The sequence below is a fragment of the Providencia rettgeri genome, assembly GCF_001874625.1.
Classification (GTDB): Bacteria; Pseudomonadota; Gammaproteobacteria; order Enterobacterales; family Enterobacteriaceae; genus Providencia; species Providencia huashanensis.
On the sequence record NZ_CP017671.1, the window covers coordinates 541,671 to 560,544 of the forward strand.

Genomic DNA, 18,874 nt, shown 5'->3' on the forward strand with positions numbered 1-18,874 from the left:
TCAGCAATGGATTTGTACTATCGCAGGCAAAGCACACACAGTAAGACAACCCACTATGGCAGGAAATATGATGAAAACAAAAATAATCAGTAGGCTTGTTGCAGGTTCGTGTCTCAGTATTCTTTCATTTGGTGCGGTCGCTACCGAAGGTGGTGGATTAGGTGTTTATCCCGATGGTCTCGAAAACTTTATGTCAGGGGCGCTACCACCACAAGGTGTCCATGTACTGATATATGGTGGAAATGCGCATTATGACAGTATTCGCGATAACAAAGGGGATAAAATCCCTGTGCCGGGTTTTAGTGTAAATGTGAATGTATTAGCGCCAAGGCTGATTTGGGTGACAGACCAAAAAGTGTTTGGTGGTGACTTAGCTTTCCATACGATTGTGCCATTATTGGATGTTACCGCAAAGGCAGCAGGTCAGAAAGACAACAGCCGTGGCCTTGGCGATGTGACATTTGGACCAGCCTTAGGTTTTCATCCATCGGCAGATTTACACTATGTGGTGGGGTTAGATGCCTACGCCCCAACAGGGAAATACAGTAAAACTGACCCATCAAGTCTGGGGAAAAATTACTGGGCATTACAGCCTGTCTGGGCAATAAGTTATATTCCCCCAATTGGTGTGAATGCCGATTTAAAAATGATGTATGATTTTAACTTCCGTAATAACGATACAAAAACACGTTCAGGCCAAGCATTTCATGCTGATTATGGCTTAGGCTGGGGCTTTGGAAATGGTTGGGTTGCAGGGATTGGCGGGTATGCTTTTATGCAAACAACAAATGATAGTGGGCCAAATTCAGCACAAGGAAAAGCCCGAGCCTATTCGATAGGGCCATCCATTCGTTATGCCAACCCTCAAGGCTGGTTATTTACGGCTAAATGGGAAAAAGATTTTGAAGTGAGAAACCGCCCAGAAGGATCGCAAATTTATTTAAAAGCGGCCATTCCATTCTAACGAGTATAATTAATTAAAGCCCTACACCGTGTTAAAATAGCGATGTAGGGCTTTGTGTAAGACATCATTTAGGCTTTTTTCAGACTTTGGCTCGGCGTTTCACCATATCGTTGTTTATATTCCGCACTAAAACGTCCCATATGAGCAAATCCCCAACGTAATGCGACTCCCGTGACACTGGTCGCTTCCCCAGAAAGCAGTTCGGCTCTTACCCGTTCCATTCTTAAATCGCGTAGATATTGCATTGGGCTAATATCTAAAAACTCTTTAAAGCCAGCATATAAGCTACGTAAACTGACTCCCGCAATGTGGGCTAGTTGCTCAACTGTAATAGGTTCATGGGCATGAGCTTCTAAGTATTCCTGCACACGCCTGACATGGCGAGGACGGATTGTGGCTCTGCGCATTCCAGAATCTTCAGTATAGTTATGGCCTTGGGTGGAGAGAAGAGTGACAGAAACCAATTGCTCAACTTGTGTGGTGATCAACTTATGTTGTAGTAGATCCGGTGTACGTGTAGCACATTCAATTAAGTAATTCATTAAGGTGCGCCATGCAATACAGGATTGCCATGCAAAACCCAACTGAAAAACTAATGGTTTATCTAAAGTGTGTCCTAGCTGGCCAACTAAAGACCGTTCTAGTAAGGAGCGAGAAATACGCAACATAAACTGATCGTTATCGCTATTCCAACGCATGGTTGTTGATTCTTCTGGGCTAAGTAACGATGCCATTTGTGGTGTGGACTCTATACATTTTCCGCCACTTTCAATGGTCGCACTGCCAGACAACGGCATTTGTACTAGGAAAAAGTCCTGCAGTTGCCCTGGAGCAATAGTAACGTCAGCGCCATATCGTAGACGGCTCAGCGAAATATCCCCCATGGGAATATAATGCATACGGGCATCAAGGCGTTGATGTGGGTTGAGTAAATGAAACTGATGGGGCTTCATCACCCGACCAACCATGGACTTGATCTCCTCGGGATCTGCGGATGTAAACAATAAGCGCTCGGAAGAACAGAGCTGATTTTCAATCTGAGGTGCAGGTGAATGGGGCCACGAGTTGCTCAACATCGGAGGTACCTCCAAAATTATTTTTCAGCTTTATTTCATATTTGGTCAATCTTTAGCTGCATTGTTATCTTTTTTTATATTTTTTATAAATTAATTCAAATGGTTATTGTATACGATTAATGATGTGACACTTCTTTTTAAGAGAAGAGTGATCCACTATTCAGGGTAAAAGCAGTTATATTCCGTTTTTAATTAACATCTCATTAATTATTTTTTAACCAAATGTGAATTGAACATAGCATAAACAGTTTTCCTTACCTAGCTAAAAACGTGCAGAAACTATCCAAAAAATGCAAAAAAATAGAAACTATGTGGTTATTGTGATGGTGCTAACAATATAAAATATAACGTTATTTTAATAATTTAATTAGCTAATTATTCATGATTTATCATGTTGTTGTTTCTATTTATCTATCGATTAGTGAATTTATCAATTTAATTATCTAATTAGTTTTGTTATGTTGAATTAAATAGCTAATACCTTTATTTTTATAGGGGTTATTTACTGCAATTATATTATTTGTTGCATCATTAATTTATTTTTTGAGGTTAATTCTTTTCAGTTATTTTGCTGAAAAAGAGTATTTTCTAGTTGTTTTCATTGGCGATTTGTCCCCTATCTGCAAGCCTTATCCACTCTCTGCATAAATCTAATATCCATGATTAATCATGGATTGACCTTTCATTAACAAAAAGGATACAAGAAAGAAACACAAAAAAGATAAAAACGTTCTGACGTTTACGGGTGAGGTAAAAATGGCTGAGCGATCGTTTATACAAGAAGTTGAAAAATTACGACAAGGGCAAGGGGAAACGTTTAGTGGTGAAGGCATTCTTGCTGTCACAAAAGCACTATTGGAATCAGGTGTTTCTTATGTAGCTGGCTACCAAGGTGCGCCTATTTCACACTTAATGGATGTACTTGCTGACGCACAAGATATTTTATCTGAGTATGGAATACGTTTTGAAAACAGTGCCAGTGAAGCAACGGCGGCCGCAACCCTCGCGGCTTCCGTGAACTATCCTCTTCGCGGAGCAGTAACTTTTAAAGCAACTGTGGGTACTAACGTCGCTTCTGATGCTCTAGCAAACCTAGCCTCTGGCGGGGTACTGGGTGGGGCACTGATCATTGTTGGGGAAGATTACGGCGAAGGTTCGTCTATTATGCAAGAGCGTAGCCATGCTTTCGCGATGAAGTCTCAAATGTGGCTACTTGACCCTCGTCCTAATTTGCCATCTATTGTTCAAGCGGTAAAAGATGGGTTTGATCTTTCTGAAGCGAGTAATACGCCTGTCATGTTACAGATGCGTATTCGCTCTTGCCATGTTCATGGGCAATTCATTTGCTCTGATAATCAACACCCTAAATTTACCGTAAAAGATGCCCTCGAAAACCCGACAAGAGACGTTAGCCGTATTGTTTTGCCGCCAGCAAGTTTCTTGCACGAAAAAGAAAAAATTGAAGCACGTTGGCCTGCTGCAATTAAATTTATCCAACAGCGTGAGCTGAATGAATTTTTTGCTGAAGACGCAGAAGATGTGGGCATTGCATTACAAGGGGGGTGCTATAACACGTTGATCCGCGCTTTAAACCAAATTGGATTAGCGGATGTTTTTGGTAACAGCCAAATACCGTTATACGTGATGAATGTGGCCTATCCTCTAATTGATGATGAATTTGAGCGTTTTTGCCGCAATAAAAAGGCCATTCTTATTCTAGAGGAAGGGCAACCGAACTTTGTAGAGCAAAACGTAGCAAATATCCTACGCCAACGAAATATTGATATTGAATTACATGGCAAGGATATGTTGCCGATGGCAGGTGAATACAATACAGCGACTGTGCTTGCTGGCTTGCGTTCTTTCCTTGAACATTACGGAAAAATTGAGCCTCAAGTTAAAGCCGCTGCAAAGCAAATCCGTATTCCAACCATTAACATTGCCACTCAACAGCTTGATGACCCTCTACCTGAATATGTGAATGCAGCAGAGCCAACATTAGATAGCTCGGTACATGCACGCCCACCCGGTTTTTGTACTGGCTGCCCAGAAAGGCCTATTTTTACTGCGATGAAACTGGTTGAATGTGAATTGGGTGAACACCATGTCAGTGCAGATATTGGTTGCCATTTATTTTCCATACTGCCTCCTTTTAATTTAGGTAATACCACCATGGGATATGGGCTGGGAGGTGCGGGTGCTGCGGCCTTGAATGCAAAAGCAGGGAAGCGCGCTATTTCAGTTATGGGTGATGGCGGCTTTTGGCATAACGGCTTAACCAGTGGTATTGCGAATAGCGTGTTTAATCGTAGTGATAATTTAACCATTGTTGTTGATAACAGCTATACATCAGCAACGGGTGGACAAGATATTCTTTCATCAACCGCTTTAAACCCAACGCGTAGCACGGGCCATGAAATCGAAAAGGCCGTGAAAGGGGTCGGTGTGAATTGGGTTAAAACCATTAAACACACTTATGACCTGAAAACCATGACTAACACATTACGTGAAGCTTTAACTACTGATGAGAAAGGGCCAAAAGTTCTCATTGCACAAAGCGAATGTATGTTGAATAAACAGCGACGTGAAAAGAAAAAGGTTCGTACTGATGTTGCTGCGGGTAAACGAGTCGTGCGTGAACGTTTCGGTATCGACCCTGATACATGTACGGGAGATCACTCCTGTATTCGTTTATCAGGGTGCCCATCTTTATCCATCAAGCCCAACCAAGACCCATTGAGAACTGACCCAGTTGCAACAGTAATGGATAGCTGTGTGGGCTGCGGCTTATGCGGTGAGGTTTCTCATGCCGCTGTTTTATGCCCTTCATTTTTTAAAGCCCAGATTATCACTAATCCAACTGGCTGGGACAAGCTATGCCACCGTATTCGTGGTTGGTTTATTGGTTATTTACAACGTCGTGATTCGCGTCGTCGTGAACAATTCAGTTTTTAAGGGGGAATAAATGCTTTCATCCTCAATAGCATTGCAGCCCATCAAAATAGCGATTTTAGCGATGGGTGGTGAAGGTGGCGGAGTTCTTGCGGATTGGATAGTCAATCTAGGCGAAGAAAATGGTTATTTTGCGCAAACAACTTCAGTACCTGGTGTTGCCCAGCGTACGGGAGCGACGATTTATTATGTCGAGTTATTTCCTGGCGCAGATAACTTACAAACGCCACGCCCAGTTTTAGCCCTGATGCCTATGCCGGGTGATGTTGATGTAGTACTGGCTTCTGAGTTAATGGAAGCGGGCAGAGCAGTTCAACGGGGTTTTGTTACACCAGAACGGACGACCTTAATCAGCTCGACACACCGTGTTTACTCAATTGCTGAAAAGTCAGCGATGGGAGATGGGCGCGTTGATAGCCAAGCACTTATTCGTCACGCAAGTTCATCTGCCCGCCAGTTTATTCATTTTGATATGTCACAAGCGGCACAGGATACAGGCAGTGTCATCAGCGCGGTTCTATTTGGTGCGTTGTTTGGTTCAGGGGTCTTACCCTTTAGCCGCACGCAATTTGAGGAAACGATTGTTCGTGGTGGCGTCGGTGTAAAACCAAGCTTGCGTGCTTTCGCATTAGGTGCTGAAAAGTCAGTACACCCGGAAGAGCCTTACCAAGCGCCATCAGCACAAAACGTGATACATACACCTAAAAACAAGCAAGTTTCAGCGTTACTAGCGCGTGTCGAAAATGAATTTTCTCCTCATGTGCATTATCTGGTCACCGAAGGCATCCGTCGGCTTATTGATTACCAAGACCCTGCTTATGCCACGTTGTACTTGAATCGCCTTAATAACCTGTTTGCGCAAAATGGTGGCCAAGATGAGCGGTTACAGCGGGCACTTGCACGCCATTTGGCCCTTTGGATGTCTTATGAGGACACCATCCGTGTGGCTGACCTGAAAATCCGTGATAGCCGATTTGCGCGAGTACGCGATGAAGTACAGGCAAAAGATAACCAATTATTGAATATCAATGAATTTATGCATCCACGCATTGAAGAAATCTGCGAAACGCTTCCCAAAAATTTAGGTCGCTGGTTAATGCGTCCACATTGGTTACACAAAGCGCTTCGCAAAGTGACAGAAAAAGGGCGCACCATCACTACCAGTTCTTTCTTTGGCTTTTTACAGTTGTATCTATTAGCTGCTTGGCGAAAAGGACGGCGTTCGACGTTACGTTATCAACTTGAAACACAACGGATTGAAAAGTGGCTAGAGCTAGTGGCTCAGGCTGCACAAACCAACCCTGCACTAGCTGCAGAAATTACGCAGTGCCAGCGTGTGGTTAAGGGGTATAGCGATACACATGCTCGAGGGTTGCGTAATTTCCAAATATTAATGGATATCGTTGCCCAGCAGGGTAGCAAGTTAGCGCCAATTAATTTGCGGGAACTGCGTGAAGCTGCATTGGCTGATGAACATGGAAAAGAATTAGAAAAATGTCGCCAACGGCTGGCTATAAATTAAGGGTAAATCATGAGCTTACTGAAATTTTCTAGACCACATAAAATTCATTTTTCGCAGTGTGACCCTGCTGGGATCGTTTTTTATCCCCAGTATTTTGTGATGTTTAACAACCTACTTGAACACTGGTTTGATGAATTCATTCCTCAAGGGTTTGCCGGTTATATCCTTGAACAACGGTTTGGGTTGCCGACCGTGCACTTAGACGCTGAGTTTACCGCGATTAGCCGTATGGGGGATGAAGTGATGCTAGAGCTTCATGTCGAACGTATTGGTAGCAAATCTTTGACCTTACGTCAGCGCTGCATAGGGCGAGAGGGGGAATTACGCATGCAAGTGACACAAACTTATGTCACCACCTCGCTAGTGACACATCAAGCTATTCCTATACCCGACATTCTGTATCAGGCGTTAACTGCTCAACAACCCGTAAGCGCAAAAGGGGAAATATGATGAATATTGTATGTATTGGTGGTGGGCCTGCAGGCTTATACTTTGGGTTACTGATGAAACGGCAAAATCCTCAAAATCGGGTTGTGGTAGTGGAACGCAATCGGCCATATGACACTTTTGGGTGGGGGGTCGTATTTTCAGATGCAACACTGCATAACTTACGCCGTGCAGACCCTGAGTCGGCAGAGACCATTGCTGCGGAATTCAGTCACTGGGATGACATTGATGTGCATTTCAAAGGGACTTGCCACCGCAGTGGGGGGCATGGCTTTATTGGTATAGGGCGTAAAAAATTACTCAATATCTTGCAAGACCGCTGCCTTGAACTAGGTGTCGAGCTAGTATTCGAAACTCAAGTCACGGACGATCAAGACATCGCCCGTCAGTACCAAGCCGATTTAGTCATTGCGTCCGATGGTATTAACAGCGCGGTACGTACGCGTTATGAAGAGGTATTTAAACCAGATATTGACCCGCGTCGTTGCCGTTTTGTTTGGTTAGGTACTAAAAAGATTTTCGATGCATTTACCTTCCTATTCGCCGAAAATGAACACGGTTGGTTCCAAGTTCATGCCTATCAATTTCAAGAAGGGTTATCAACCTTTATCGTTGAAACGACAGAAGAAACTTGGCTAAAAGCAGGTATTGACCAGATGTCGCAAGAAGATGGGATTACCTACTGTGAAAACTTGTTTGCTCCATGGCTTGAAGGGGAAAAATTGATGGCTAATGCTGCGCATTTACGTGGCGCAGCAATTTGGATCCGTTTCCCGCGGGTCATTTGTGATAACTGGGTACACTGGACTCAACCAACATCAGGGAAAGATGTACCTATCGTGTTAATGGGGGATGCGGCTCACACTGCGCACTTTTCTATCGGTTCAGGCACCAAATTAGCCTTAGAAGATGCGATTGAGCTGTGTGAAAGCCTGAAAACTGCAAAAGGTGATTTACGCAATGGGCTAGCACATTATCAGCAAGTACGTAGCGTGGAAGTCCTGAAAATTCAGAATGCGGCGCGTAATTCCACCGAGTGGTTCGAAAATGTTAGCCGCTATGAAAACCTTGCTCCCGAGCAGTTTGCTTATTCTTTGTTAACGCGCTCTCAACGTATTTCCCATGAAAATCTGCGTGTTCGTGATACTCCTTGGCTGGAAAAATACGAACAGTGGTTCGCCGCGCAAGCGGGTGTCACACCGCCAGTCAATATACCGCCAATGCTGACACCTTATCAGTTACGTGGGGTTACCTTGAGTAACCGTGTGGTGGCTTCACCGACCTTATTATACAGCGCCAATCAAGGCGTGGTTGAAGACTTCCATTTGGTACACCTAGGGAGCCGTGCGTTAGGAGGAATAGGGTTAGTCATGGCAGAAATGACGGCTATCGCCCCAGATGCACGTGTCACTGAGGGGTGTGCTGGGTTATGGAATGACGAGCAAGTCTCGGCTTGGCAGCGCATAACGACTTTTATACATCAAAATACCAGTGCCAAAATTGGTATTCAATTGGGTCATGCAGGGCGTCGAGGGTCAACTCAGCGTGGTTGGGAAAATGAAAATCACCCTCTGAAAGAAGGGAACTGGCCACTAGTTTCTGCTTCTGCTCTACCGTATTTACCCAATATTTCACAAACACCGGCAGAACTTACTGAAGCACAAATGGCAATAATAACTAACCAATTTGTCGCTGCTGCCAAGCGTGCTGAGGCAGCAGGGTTTGATTGGCTTGAATTACAAGCTGGTCATGGTTATTTACTGTCGAGCTTTATTTCTCCATTAACCAACCAACGTACCGATGTGTATGGCGGGGTGTTAGAAAATCGCCTGCGTTTTCCATTGGCAGTGATCAGCGCAGTACGCCAAGTGTGGTCAAAACCATTGTCAGTACGTCTTTCCAGTACCGACTGGGTAGACGGGGGGACCACTGTAGATGATGCGGTGCAAATTGCTCGTGCGATGAAACAAGTGGGAGTCGACATGGTGGATTGTTCTTCAGGGGAGGTTTCGCCGCAACAGCAGCCGGTGTATGGCCGGATGTACCAGACACCAATGGCTGACCGCATTCGTAACGAAGCCGGGGTCCCGGTGATCGCCGTTGGGGCGATCACCGACGCTGACCAAGTTAACAGCATTATCGCAGCAGGGCGGGCAGATTTATGTGCATTGTCGCGTCCATTGTTATCTGACCCAGCATGGTTATTACATGAATGTGCTCGCTATGGCTGGGAAACACAGTGGCCAGCAGCGTATGAATACGGGCGCCAACAGCTTACCCAATCGTTGAGGTCACGCTAAGAGCGTTGGCAAATGAAGAGGAAAATAGCATGAGAACACAGTCCCATGACCAATATCGTGAAAATGTGGCGGGTCGAGCTGATGTAGCTGACACCCCTGAACTTGTCGCGTATTACCAACAACTGGATGCACTAAAAACTGGCGCTTTATGGACAGTCGCAAACAAAATAGAGCCGTGGCAACCTCAGTCTAGTTCTGTGCCAGTTTTGTGGCGTTACCGTGACCTACGTGAGCATGTGTTGCGTTCGGTGGAATTAGTGACCCCAGAAAAAGCAGGGCGTCGAGTGATTTACCTGAATAACCCCGGTCGTCAAGATGTGGCGGCCGCCGTGGGGTGGTTGTATTCCGGTCTGCAAGTCATGCATCCCGGAGAAGCCGCTTCTGCTCATGCTCATTCCTCTTCGGCGTTGCGTTTTATTATGGAAGGTCGTGGTGCTTATACCATCGTAGAAGGGCAGAAAATGATGCTAGAAGCTAACGACTTTGTACTCACACCTAACGGCACATGGCATGAGCATGGGGTAGCGGAAGATGGTTTACCGTGCATTTGGCAAGATGGCCTTGATATTCCATTGGTTAATGCCATGGAAGCCGGTTTCTATAAAGTTCACCCTGATTTACACCAAGTACAGACACGCCCACTTGATTACCCTGTTGGCATGTGGGGCGGCACTGCGTTAAGGCCACATGATATCGGCTGGGATAAACCGTATTCCCCATTATTTAAATACCAATGGGGGCCAACTTACGATGCATTACGTCGTGCGGCAAAAGTCGCGGATGGCTCGGTATTTGATGACATTTTGATGCACTACACCAACCCATTAACGGGAGGGGCAGTGATGCCGACAATTGGGGCTAGTATGCAATTGCTACGACCGGGGTTTGTGGGCAAAGCCCATCGCCATACGGGGAGCTTTATTTATCAAGTTGCGAAAGGCCAAGGTTATTCAGTGATTAATGGCCAGCGCTTTGATTGGCAAGAGCGTGACATTTTCTGCGTACCGTCGTGGATGTTCCATGAACACGTCAATATTTCACAAACGGATGACGCATGTCTGTTTTGTTTTAATGATTTACCCGTGATGCAGTCTTTAGGCCTGTATTACGAAGAAGCCTTAGTAGATAACGATGGGCACCAAAAGGTGGCCTCTTAACAGGCTGAGTTATTGATAACAATTTTGTCTGGTTTTAATTAACTAATTTTACGTGAAACTGAGTGCAATTCTAAGTGGCACTCAAGGAGAAATCATATGCGCTTAATAACTTACCGTTCTGATGTAACTGCCGCTGCTCGTTTAGGGGCTATTGTTGACCAGCAAGTCGTGGATTTAGCTCGTCTAGCTGAAGAACAGGGGCAATATCTACCAGATAATATGTTGGATTTTATTGATTTAGGCCCTCAAGGCGTACGCGTGGGTAATGAGTTGCTTAATATCTACCAAGGGTTATTTCCTGCGGGTACGGCATGGCCAGTGCAAAATGTGAAAATTTTAGCGCCTATTCCTCGTCCGCGTAAAAATATTTTTGGCATAGGTTTAAATTATGTAGAGCATGTTGCTGAGTCCAGTCGTACTTTAGATACTTCGAAAGAATTGCCTAAACAACCGGTTATTTTTTCTAAACCGCCAACGACCGTAATTGGCCCTGGAGATGCTATCGAACATAACGGGCAGATCACCCAACAATTAGATTGGGAGGTCGAACTTGCTGTGGTCATTGGGACTCGTGCGAAAAGGGTTGCAGCTAAAGATGCCCTCAATTATGTATTTGGTTATAGCTTGATGATAGATATGAGTGCGCGTGATTGCCGCCGTGCTGGGCAATGGATTTACTCTAAAGGGCAAGACACTTATGCACCGTTTGGCCCATGTATTGTAACTGCTGATGAAATCCCTGATCCCCATAATTTAAACCTGAACTTAAAAGTGAATGGTGTGACCAAACAGGATTCAAACACCCGTCATATGTTATTCAATGTGAATACATTGATTGAAGATATCAGCCAAGGTATTACGTTAGAGCCAGGGGATATTATTGCTACTGGGACGCCTGAGGGGGTTGGTGCGGGGCGCTCTCCTCAAGAGTGGGTTTGGCCGGGGGATGTGATAGAGGCCTATGTTGAACACATTGGTGAATTGCGTCATCCGGTTGTGTCAGTGTAAGGGGGAAGCATGTTAGAACTTCAATGTTTTAAAGCAGCAGCAGTACAGGCGGCTCCTGTCTTTTTAGACACTGACGCAACTGTGGATAAAGTGTGTCGGTTAATTGAGGAAGCCGCAGATAACGGTGCAAAATTAGTGGCTTTTCCAGAGGTTTTTATTGCAGGCTATCCGTATTGGAGTTGGGTAATGAACCCAATTGACGGCAGTCCGTGGTTTGAAAAACTGTGTAAATCGGCAATCGAAGTTCCGGGGCCGGAAATTCAAAAAGTCGCGCAAGCTGCGGCACGCCATCACATTAACGTTGTTATTGGGGTCAATGAGCGCAGCCCTACAGGCATCGCGACTTTGTACAATACATTAGTCACCATTTCGGATGAGGGGCAAATTTTAGGCCGTCATCGCAAACTGGTACCGACATGGGCGGAAAAACTGACGTGGGCCAATGGGGATGCCTCTTCATTAAAAGTGCACCAAACGAGTATTGGGCCATTGGGGGCCCTAGCGTGTGGGGAAAATACCAATACCTTAGCGAGGTTTGCTTTATTAGCCCAAGGGGAATTAGTGCATATCGCCAGCTATATTGCTTTACCCGTTGCGCCAAAAGATTACGATATGGCGGATGCTATTCGTCTGCGCGCTTCTGCACACTGTTTTGAAGGCAAAGTATTCACCATTATTGCTTGCTCAACAGTATCAGAGGAAATTATTGAGGCGATGTCTGCCTCTCATCCAGAAGCCCGTGACTTACTGGCGCGGCCTAATAGTGCTTTTTCTGGCATTATCGGCCCTGATGGGCGGGTGATTGGTGAACCATTGGTTGACAAAGAAGGCATTGTGTATGGTGAGATTGATTTGAATCGTTGTATTCAGCCACGGCAAATGCATGATATTACTGGGCACTATAATCGGTTTGATATTTTTGATTTACAGGTAAATCGTCGCCCGCTGACTGCTGCACGCTTTAATCACCAAGGGCAAGATATCGATGAATTAAATGTTTTTCCCAGCTCAGAAGAACCGTTTGGGGGGTAGGGCAATGAATTTAGTGCGAACATATCGGATCGGGCAAATTGTACCTTCATCCAACACCACGATGGAAACGGAGATCCCGGCTATATTACGGGCTAGGGAAGCTCTATTTGCTGAGCGTTTTACTTTCCACTCAAGCCGTATGAGGATGCAAAAAGTCACCAAAGACGAATTGGCAAAAATGGATTCAGATAGCGACCGCTGCGCACTTGAATTGTCAGATGCTGCTGTAGATGTGCTGGGATATGCTTGCCTAGTGGCGATCATGAGCATGGGGAACGGTTACCATCGGGTCTCTGAAAAACGCTTATTTCAACGTACCATGGATAATGGCCATCCAGCTCCAGTTGTAACTAGTGCAGGGGCATTAGTGGAAGGGTTACAAGCTATTGGGGCAAAAAAAGTGTCTATCTTAACGCCCTATATGAAACCTCTCACACAGTTAGTGATTGATTACATAGAAAATGAAGGCATTGAAGTGGTGGATAGCATTTCACTAGAAATCCCTGATAACTTGGATGTGGGGCGGCAAAACCCGCTAGCTCCCGTTGAAATCACCAAAAAATTGAATACGCAAGTGGATGCTATTGTGGCTTCCGCTTGCGTACAGATGCCTTCGTTACCGTCAATACAGCTTATTGAAGACCGCGTAGGGCTACCCGTATTATCGTCTTCGGTGGCTACCACGTATATGATGTTGAAAAAGTTGGGTTTAGAGACTGGTATTGGTGGGTTTGGTTCATTGCTAAATGGTAAGTTTTAGCTGAATTATTGCTCTTTTCTGTTACTCTTTGAGGGGCGGTGATTTAATGCATAGTGCTTATCAAGGGGAGCAAATGCCAGATTCAAAAATTTTTGTTGATCATTATTTGCCTGCCCTGCTTGGGCAGGCTTGGATGCTGGTCTCTTCAGAGTTTCACGCGACCGTGGAAACCAAAGGGCTTTCTGTATTGGAATGGCGGGTGTTATCCACATTAGCAGGTAATGGGTCTATGGGGATTACTGAGCTTTCGCAAAAAACAGTGAGTAAGCAGCCAACAATTACACGTGTGCTACAACGACTTGAACAGCAAGGGCATGTGATCCGCCATAATAACCATAATGGTAGTGATAAACGAATAACATTAGTTAGCGTGACATCGAGCGGGATGTCATTAGTTGATGATCTCCTTATCGCAGCACAGCAGCATGAAGAAGCTGTTTTAGCACCGCTAGGTGTTCGTAAAAGTAAAATGCTTAAGCAAATATTGCGGGAGCTGATTGAGCGCCATAGTTTTGAGGGGAACAATATAGATAAACGTCATACAGATAAAACTAGTGAATAAACAAAGTATCTTTAAAAGAACAGTCAATAGTCTAATAATGATGATTTAGGTATATTTTCTATATTAATACTTAACTTATTATGGTGTGCATTTTTTATTTTTATCTATCAAATAGATAATTAGCGATATTAAGAGGTGGGATAAAAAATAATAAAATTGTAACGTAATGATTGTTAGGCGATTTCCCAATTTTATTTTTTTTGTATCTGATAATTAATAGTTACTTTACATTGATTCAATTTATCTATTTACTGCATTACTGATAATTAATGATTAGCTAAACATGGAGCAATCAATGTCAGTAGTGACACTTGTACTCGTTTTTTTATTAGCCGTTGTTGTGAGCGTTTTTGTTTCACGACTGCTCAAAGATATTATTCCATTACCCTTGATCCAGATAGCACTAGGGGCTGGCTTGTCTTTATATGGTTTTACCGTTGAATTTGAACCTCATCTATTTCTATTTTTATTTATTCCTCCTTTATTATTCCTTGATGGATGGCGTATCCCTAAAGAAGCCTTATTTCAAGAAATTAAACCGATAATGTCGCTAGCCATAGGTTTAGTTGTTGTCACCGTTATTGGTATGGGCTTTTTTATTCATTGGTTAATCCCTGCCATTTCATTAGCCGTCGCATTCGCGTTAGCTGCTATTTTGTCCCCTACGGACCCAGTTTCAGTGTCAGCAATGACAGTGAACTCCCCATTGCCTTCACGTATGGCGCATATCCTTGAGGGGGAATCATTACTGAATGATGCCACTGGATTAGTTTGTTTTAGCTTTGCGGTTGTAGCGGCGTTAACTGGGACATTCTCACTAGTTTCTGCGGCTGGGCAGTTTGTATTTGTGGCATTTGGTGGGATTTTAATAGGCCTGCTAGTTGCGTGGGCGATTGGTTGGCTAAATCAATTCTTAGTTAAACGCACAGGGGAAGAGCCGGCAATTCAGATAATGATTAGCTTGCTAATGCCATTTACTGCTTACTTACTGGCAGAGCATCTGCATGTTTCCGGTATTTTAGCTGCGGTTGTTGCCGGTATTGCGATGCACTATGAGAAAATAGCAGGCCGAATGCAAGCAGCGACTCGTATGCAAAGTAAAGCGGTGTGGGATACTGTTCAAACTGCATTAAACGGGATGATTTTCATTTTACTTGGCGAACAGTTGCCTGGTATGTGGACCAATATGCCTGAAGTTGCAGAAGCCGCAGGTGCTAGCCACCCTTGGATGTTGTTTGTGTATGTTGCTGTGATCACAATTGCATTGGCGATTCTGCGTTTTACTTGGGTGTGGATCTCGATGACTTTAACAGTCTTCCATAAACGCCGTCGCGGTAAAGAAGCAGATGTTATGCATATTCGTATGATGGCAGTAATGGCGACAGCGGGTGTGCGCGGAGCGATTACGTTAGCCGGTATTTTAACGTTACCTTTATTGATGCCAGATGGTTCATTATTTCCAAATCGTGATGTGGCTATTTTCTTAGCAATGGGGGTGATTTTATGTTCACTATTAATTGCCAGCATTGCCTTGCCAATTTTGACCAAAGGCTTAGTACAGGATTTACCGTACGATAACGACGAAATTCGTGCTCGTTTAGCATTAAACGAAGCTGCAATGGCACATTTACGTGACCTAATGAACCACCCTTCAGAAGATGTGGATGAAATCGCGATGCGAACTGAAGTTGGTGCTCAACTACTCGAAATCTACGGTAGGCGACTTGATAATTCAGATGAAAGTGAATCGGATGTTTATGATTTACATAGAATGATTGAAATGGAGCGCGATATGTCTAAATCGGCGCTCAAAGCCAAACGTGAAGCGCTTTACCTAATGCGCAAAAATAAAAATATCAATGAACGTGTTTACCATCGTTTACGTGATGAACTTGATTTAAAAGAAGAAACTCTTAATCATCATAAAAAAGGAAAGCATTAATTTAAATGGCCCAAGCAAAAACTTGGGCCATTTTTAGCTCAAAAGGAATAGCGTGATAAAAAAATATCAACTGACGGAAAGAGAACTGAACTTACTATGGGATGAAGCTATTTTTATTTCCCATGTGAATGACAATAAGGGCTTTCGCCAAGATGAGCATGGTCAATGGATTCGTCGTAGTGAATTTGGTAACCCTAATAGTGAATATGGTTGGTCATTATTGAGGGTTAAAAACAGTACTGAACAGTTTGATATTAGTGATTATATTCCGTGCCACTGGCGCCTTGTAAAGAAACAAGAACTAGACTCTGAAAAGAAAAAATTAAAACTGAAGATGTTACCTCTTGAAGATATCGCTCCTGAAAAACGTGATAGCTTATGGCTATGCGGTCAAATAGACTCGAAAGCGAATGAAGAAAAAGGGTATCGGGTTGATATTTTTGGTCAGTGGATTGGTCGTCATCAATACGGCGATTTGACAAGCCCATTTGGCTGGTGTGTGGTATTGGTTGATATTTCTGGGGATTTAACTAACTCACCGCAATGGGAAATTCTACCTATCAATTTAGGCCACATACAGGAACTTGTTTTGCTAGGTCAAACAGATGACGAGGGTTGGACTGCATGGGATACAGTTGGTTGTGTGGCTGACGCTGTGGAGAGCGGGTTTGGTATTTTAGCTTCCGCAGTCACATTACCTTTTTCGTTTTTAGAATAAATCACCTTGTTGATTTATTTAAGGGGGTTGATACTATGCCTGTCCCTCTTTCTAGGTTAGTAAAAAATATGTATTCGGTTGTAGCAGGCTTAAGCATTATTATTACCATCACATAGTGGTGGGGGTAAGCTACATCCTAAACCCGCCAGACAAGGCGGGTTTTTTGTTCTTGTCTGGTTAGTGACCAACAAGGAATTTATGATGAACTCAGTACAAGCCCCTCAACAGCCTAATAGTGAACCCCAGTTGCATTTTCTTTGTGGGAAAATCGCATCAGGCAAATCCACCTTAGCGAAAACACTATCGCAACAGCCTCGTACTATTTTATTGTGCGAAGACGAATAGCTTTCTGCACTATATCCTAATGAAATTAAAGAACTATCTGATTATATTGAAAAAAGTGCTTTAGTGAAAAAAGTGCTAGAAAAGCATATTCAGCACCTTGTTGCTGCGGGTAATACCGTCGTGATGGATTTCCCTGCAAACACGCCTACCCAGCGCCAATGGTTGAAATCTTTAGCGCAATCATCTGGTGCATCTTATGTTTTTCATGTATTAAACGTTGATAATCAAAAGTGTAAAGCAAGGTTAGCAGCGCGTAATTTAACAGGGGAAAACCCATTTCAAACCTCTGAAGCACAGTTTGACTTAATTACGGCGCACTTTTCCTATCCAGATAGCAGTGAGCAACTAGTGTGTAAGTTCTACTGATAAAGGGAAGGGACTAACGTGGTTAATAGCCAGACAATATTGACCACTCTAATTTTAAGTTATTTAGGGCGATACATTTTTAGGTTCTGCTGTTGTTCTATCCAATAATAATCTGCTGGGCCACCCGCTCGTAGCAGAGGTTTTTGCCCTGCACAGTCATATAGTCCATCTTGTAGGGCTGATTCATCAATATGCACCATCACGACCTCACCCATTACCATCCAAGTATCTAACAGTTGGCCATCAGCCCGTTTAATTTGTTGATATTGAGTGACAATGCATTCCATTGATACGGGTGTTTGTGCAATACGTGGAGGAGAAACTAATGTGGATGGTAATGTTGATAGTTGGGTTAAGGCAAATTCGCTTTCACCACGTGCCAGAGTCGCGCTACTCATATTCACTTGTTCACCAAGCGCCAGTGTTGCGAGGTTATAAACAAATTCTCCCGTTTCAATCGCATTGGTGACGGAATCTTTTTTACCAACACTTGAAAATGCCAATATTGGAGGGGAGTAGTTGAAAATATTGAAAAAACTGTAAGGTGCGAGGTTTGTTCTTCCTTGGCTATCACAAGTTGAAATCCAACCAATTGGTCGGGGGCCAATGAGCGATGGGATAGGGTCATGAGGAAGCCCGTGGCCTTTTGTGGGTTGATAACTATAAAACTGAGTGGTCATTGCACGCTCCTTTTTTGTTTTATCCTAACGGATAATATTAGGAGGCGTAAGAGTAAAAAATGAAAAAGGCAATCAATGTATAAAGTTAGCAGTCAGTGGATAGTGCTCAGGATTGAGCACTATCTGAGGCAAGCTTACCCAGAAATTCGTTGAATAAAACTTGATGGGCTTTGCCCTAACCACTTTTTAAACATGGTTGAAAATGACCCCACATTGCTATAGCCCAAATCAAATGCCACTTCAGTAATCGACTTCCCAGCAGAAATATGGGTGATTGCACTTAACAAACAAGCTTGTTGCCGCCAATCAGAGAAAGACAACCCTGTTTGAGTTCCAAAAAAACGACTAAACGAGCGCTCACTCTTATGGAGTTTTGCTGCCCATTCTTGGGGAAGAGAGGTAATTTGTGGTGATTTCAAAAACTCACGACACAGTGTTGCTAAATGCTCATCTCGGGGGATGGGGGCATAGAAAGGAAGCGGCTCCGCTTGTTCTATTTCATGTAAAATAAGTTGGAACATTGCGCCATCACGACCATTTAAGTCATATTCGAGCGGGGTATCAACGGCTTCAAGTAATAGCTGACGAAGTAATGGAGATACCCGTAATACCTCACATCGATTCCCCCTACGCGGCGCTGCTTTTGGCTCGATATATAAACTACGAGTGCTGACATTCAGCATACGTGTTTCATGGGGAGTATTACAGGGGATCCAAACTCCGCTATCTGGTGGGATCACCCATTCGCCATCTGCGGTGCTGACTTCAATTAGCCCGGTAGCACCATAGAGAAACTGAGCTCGACGGTGAACATGAGAGCTCAAGAGTACATTCGGTAAGTAATCGGTTCCAATGGCGAGAACATCACGAGGCGTCGCATCAATTGTTTTCAGTGGAATATTTCGCATAGGCAATTTTGTTGGCTGAGATTCAAATATTGTTGTTAGTTTTATGAATATAGGCAATTTTTATTGATATAACCACATGTTTTATATGGTTGGCTGAAATTCCGATGTGTTTGGCGATTTTTCGAAAGTTGGCTA

17 protein-coding genes are annotated in these 18,874 nt (G+C 43.8%); 14 read left to right on the plus strand and 3 right to left on the minus strand.

Going from position 1 to position 18,874, the window contains the following annotated elements; translation table 11 throughout:
• Window positions 1–67: 67 nt before the first annotated feature.
• On the plus strand, window positions 68–964 hold the full coding sequence (locus RB151_RS02425) for a SphA family protein (protein WP_042848548.1): 897 nt from the start codon (window positions 68–70) through the stop codon (window positions 962–964).
• 68 nt (window positions 965–1,032) lie between these two features.
• Here RB151_RS02425 and RB151_RS02430 read toward each other — a convergent pair whose 3' ends face one another.
• Window positions 1,033–2,040 (minus strand): AraC family transcriptional regulator, encoded by a 1,008-nt coding sequence (locus RB151_RS02430; RefSeq protein ID WP_042848460.1) that lies wholly within the window; start codon window positions 2,038–2,040, stop codon window positions 1,033–1,035.
• 756 nt (window positions 2,041–2,796) lie between these two features.
• On the opposite strand from RB151_RS02430, the gene RB151_RS02435 reads away from it, so the two are divergent.
• The 13 genes from RB151_RS02435 to RB151_RS23565 all read left to right on the plus strand — a co-directional run bounded on the left by RB151_RS02435 (window position 2,797) and on the right by RB151_RS23565 (window position 17,151).
• Complete coding sequence (locus tag RB151_RS02435; protein ID WP_071547658.1) at window positions 2,797–4,995, plus strand: indolepyruvate ferredoxin oxidoreductase subunit alpha; 2,199 nt, start codon at window positions 2,797–2,799, stop codon at window positions 4,993–4,995.
• A gap of 10 nt (window positions 4,996–5,005) precedes the next feature.
• Window positions 5,006–6,514, plus strand: coding sequence for an indolepyruvate oxidoreductase subunit beta family protein (locus RB151_RS02440; RefSeq protein ID WP_048608769.1), 1,509 nt, complete (start codon window positions 5,006–5,008; stop codon window positions 6,512–6,514).
• A gap of 9 nt (window positions 6,515–6,523) precedes the next feature.
• Window positions 6,524–6,964 (plus strand): acyl-CoA thioesterase, encoded by a 441-nt coding sequence (locus RB151_RS02445; protein ID WP_048608768.1) that lies wholly within the window; start codon window positions 6,524–6,526, stop codon window positions 6,962–6,964.
• Window positions 6,961–9,261, plus strand: a complete 2,301-nt coding sequence (locus RB151_RS02450) for a bifunctional salicylyl-CoA 5-hydroxylase/oxidoreductase (protein WP_225833170.1) — start codon at window positions 6,961–6,963, stop codon at window positions 9,259–9,261. The genes RB151_RS02445 and RB151_RS02450 overlap by 4 nt, the downstream gene beginning before the upstream one ends.
• A gap of 29 nt (window positions 9,262–9,290) precedes the next feature.
• On the plus strand, window positions 9,291–10,418 hold the full coding sequence (locus tag RB151_RS02455) for a cupin domain-containing protein (RefSeq protein WP_042848452.1): 1,128 nt from the start codon (window positions 9,291–9,293) through the stop codon (window positions 10,416–10,418).
• Between the two features lie 96 nt (window positions 10,419–10,514).
• Window positions 10,515–11,426, plus strand: a complete 912-nt coding sequence (locus tag RB151_RS02460) for a fumarylacetoacetate hydrolase family protein (protein ID WP_071547659.1) — start codon at window positions 10,515–10,517, stop codon at window positions 11,424–11,426.
• Window positions 11,427–11,435: 9 nt separating this feature from the next.
• Window positions 11,436–12,458 (plus strand): carbon-nitrogen hydrolase family protein, encoded by a 1,023-nt coding sequence (locus tag RB151_RS02465; protein WP_071547660.1) that lies wholly within the window; start codon window positions 11,436–11,438, stop codon window positions 12,456–12,458.
• Window positions 12,459–12,462: 4 nt separating this feature from the next.
• A complete protein-coding gene (locus RB151_RS02470; RefSeq protein WP_042848448.1) occupies window positions 12,463–13,218 on the plus strand; it encodes a maleate cis-trans isomerase family protein in 756 nt (251 codons plus the stop codon).
• A gap of 73 nt (window positions 13,219–13,291) precedes the next feature.
• On the plus strand, window positions 13,292–13,780 hold the full coding sequence (locus tag RB151_RS02475) for a MarR family winged helix-turn-helix transcriptional regulator (RefSeq protein WP_048608822.1): 489 nt from the start codon (window positions 13,292–13,294) through the stop codon (window positions 13,778–13,780).
• Between the two features lie 295 nt (window positions 13,781–14,075).
• Window positions 14,076–15,722: a Na+/H+ antiporter gene (locus tag RB151_RS02480; protein ID WP_042848447.1), complete on the plus strand. Its 1,647-nt coding sequence runs from the start codon at window positions 14,076–14,078 to the stop codon at window positions 15,720–15,722.
• Between the two features lie 52 nt (window positions 15,723–15,774).
• Window positions 15,775–16,440, plus strand: a complete 666-nt coding sequence (locus RB151_RS02485) for a hypothetical protein (RefSeq protein ID WP_081363926.1) — start codon at window positions 15,775–15,777, stop codon at window positions 16,438–16,440.
• A 198-nt stretch (window positions 16,441–16,638) separates the two neighbouring features.
• Window positions 16,639–16,785 (plus strand): ATP-binding protein, encoded by a 147-nt coding sequence (locus tag RB151_RS23560; RefSeq protein ID WP_225833173.1) that lies wholly within the window; start codon window positions 16,639–16,641, stop codon window positions 16,783–16,785.
• 63 nt (window positions 16,786–16,848) lie between these two features.
• Window positions 16,849–17,151, plus strand: coding sequence for an AAA family ATPase (locus RB151_RS23565; protein WP_230683894.1), 303 nt, complete (start codon window positions 16,849–16,851; stop codon window positions 17,149–17,151).
• A 59-nt stretch (window positions 17,152–17,210) separates the two neighbouring features.
• On the opposite strand, the gene RB151_RS02495 is transcribed toward RB151_RS23565, so the two are convergent.
• Together RB151_RS02495 and RB151_RS02500 are read right to left on the minus strand one after the other, a co-directional pair.
• A complete protein-coding gene (locus RB151_RS02495; protein ID WP_048608763.1) occupies window positions 17,211–17,831 on the minus strand; it encodes a flavin reductase family protein in 621 nt (206 codons plus the stop codon).
• Window positions 17,832–17,965: 134 nt separating this feature from the next.
• On the minus strand, window positions 17,966–18,739 hold the full coding sequence (locus tag RB151_RS02500) for an AraC family transcriptional regulator (RefSeq protein WP_071547661.1): 774 nt from the start codon (window positions 18,737–18,739) through the stop codon (window positions 17,966–17,968).
• Window positions 18,740–18,874: the final 135 nt, after the last annotated feature.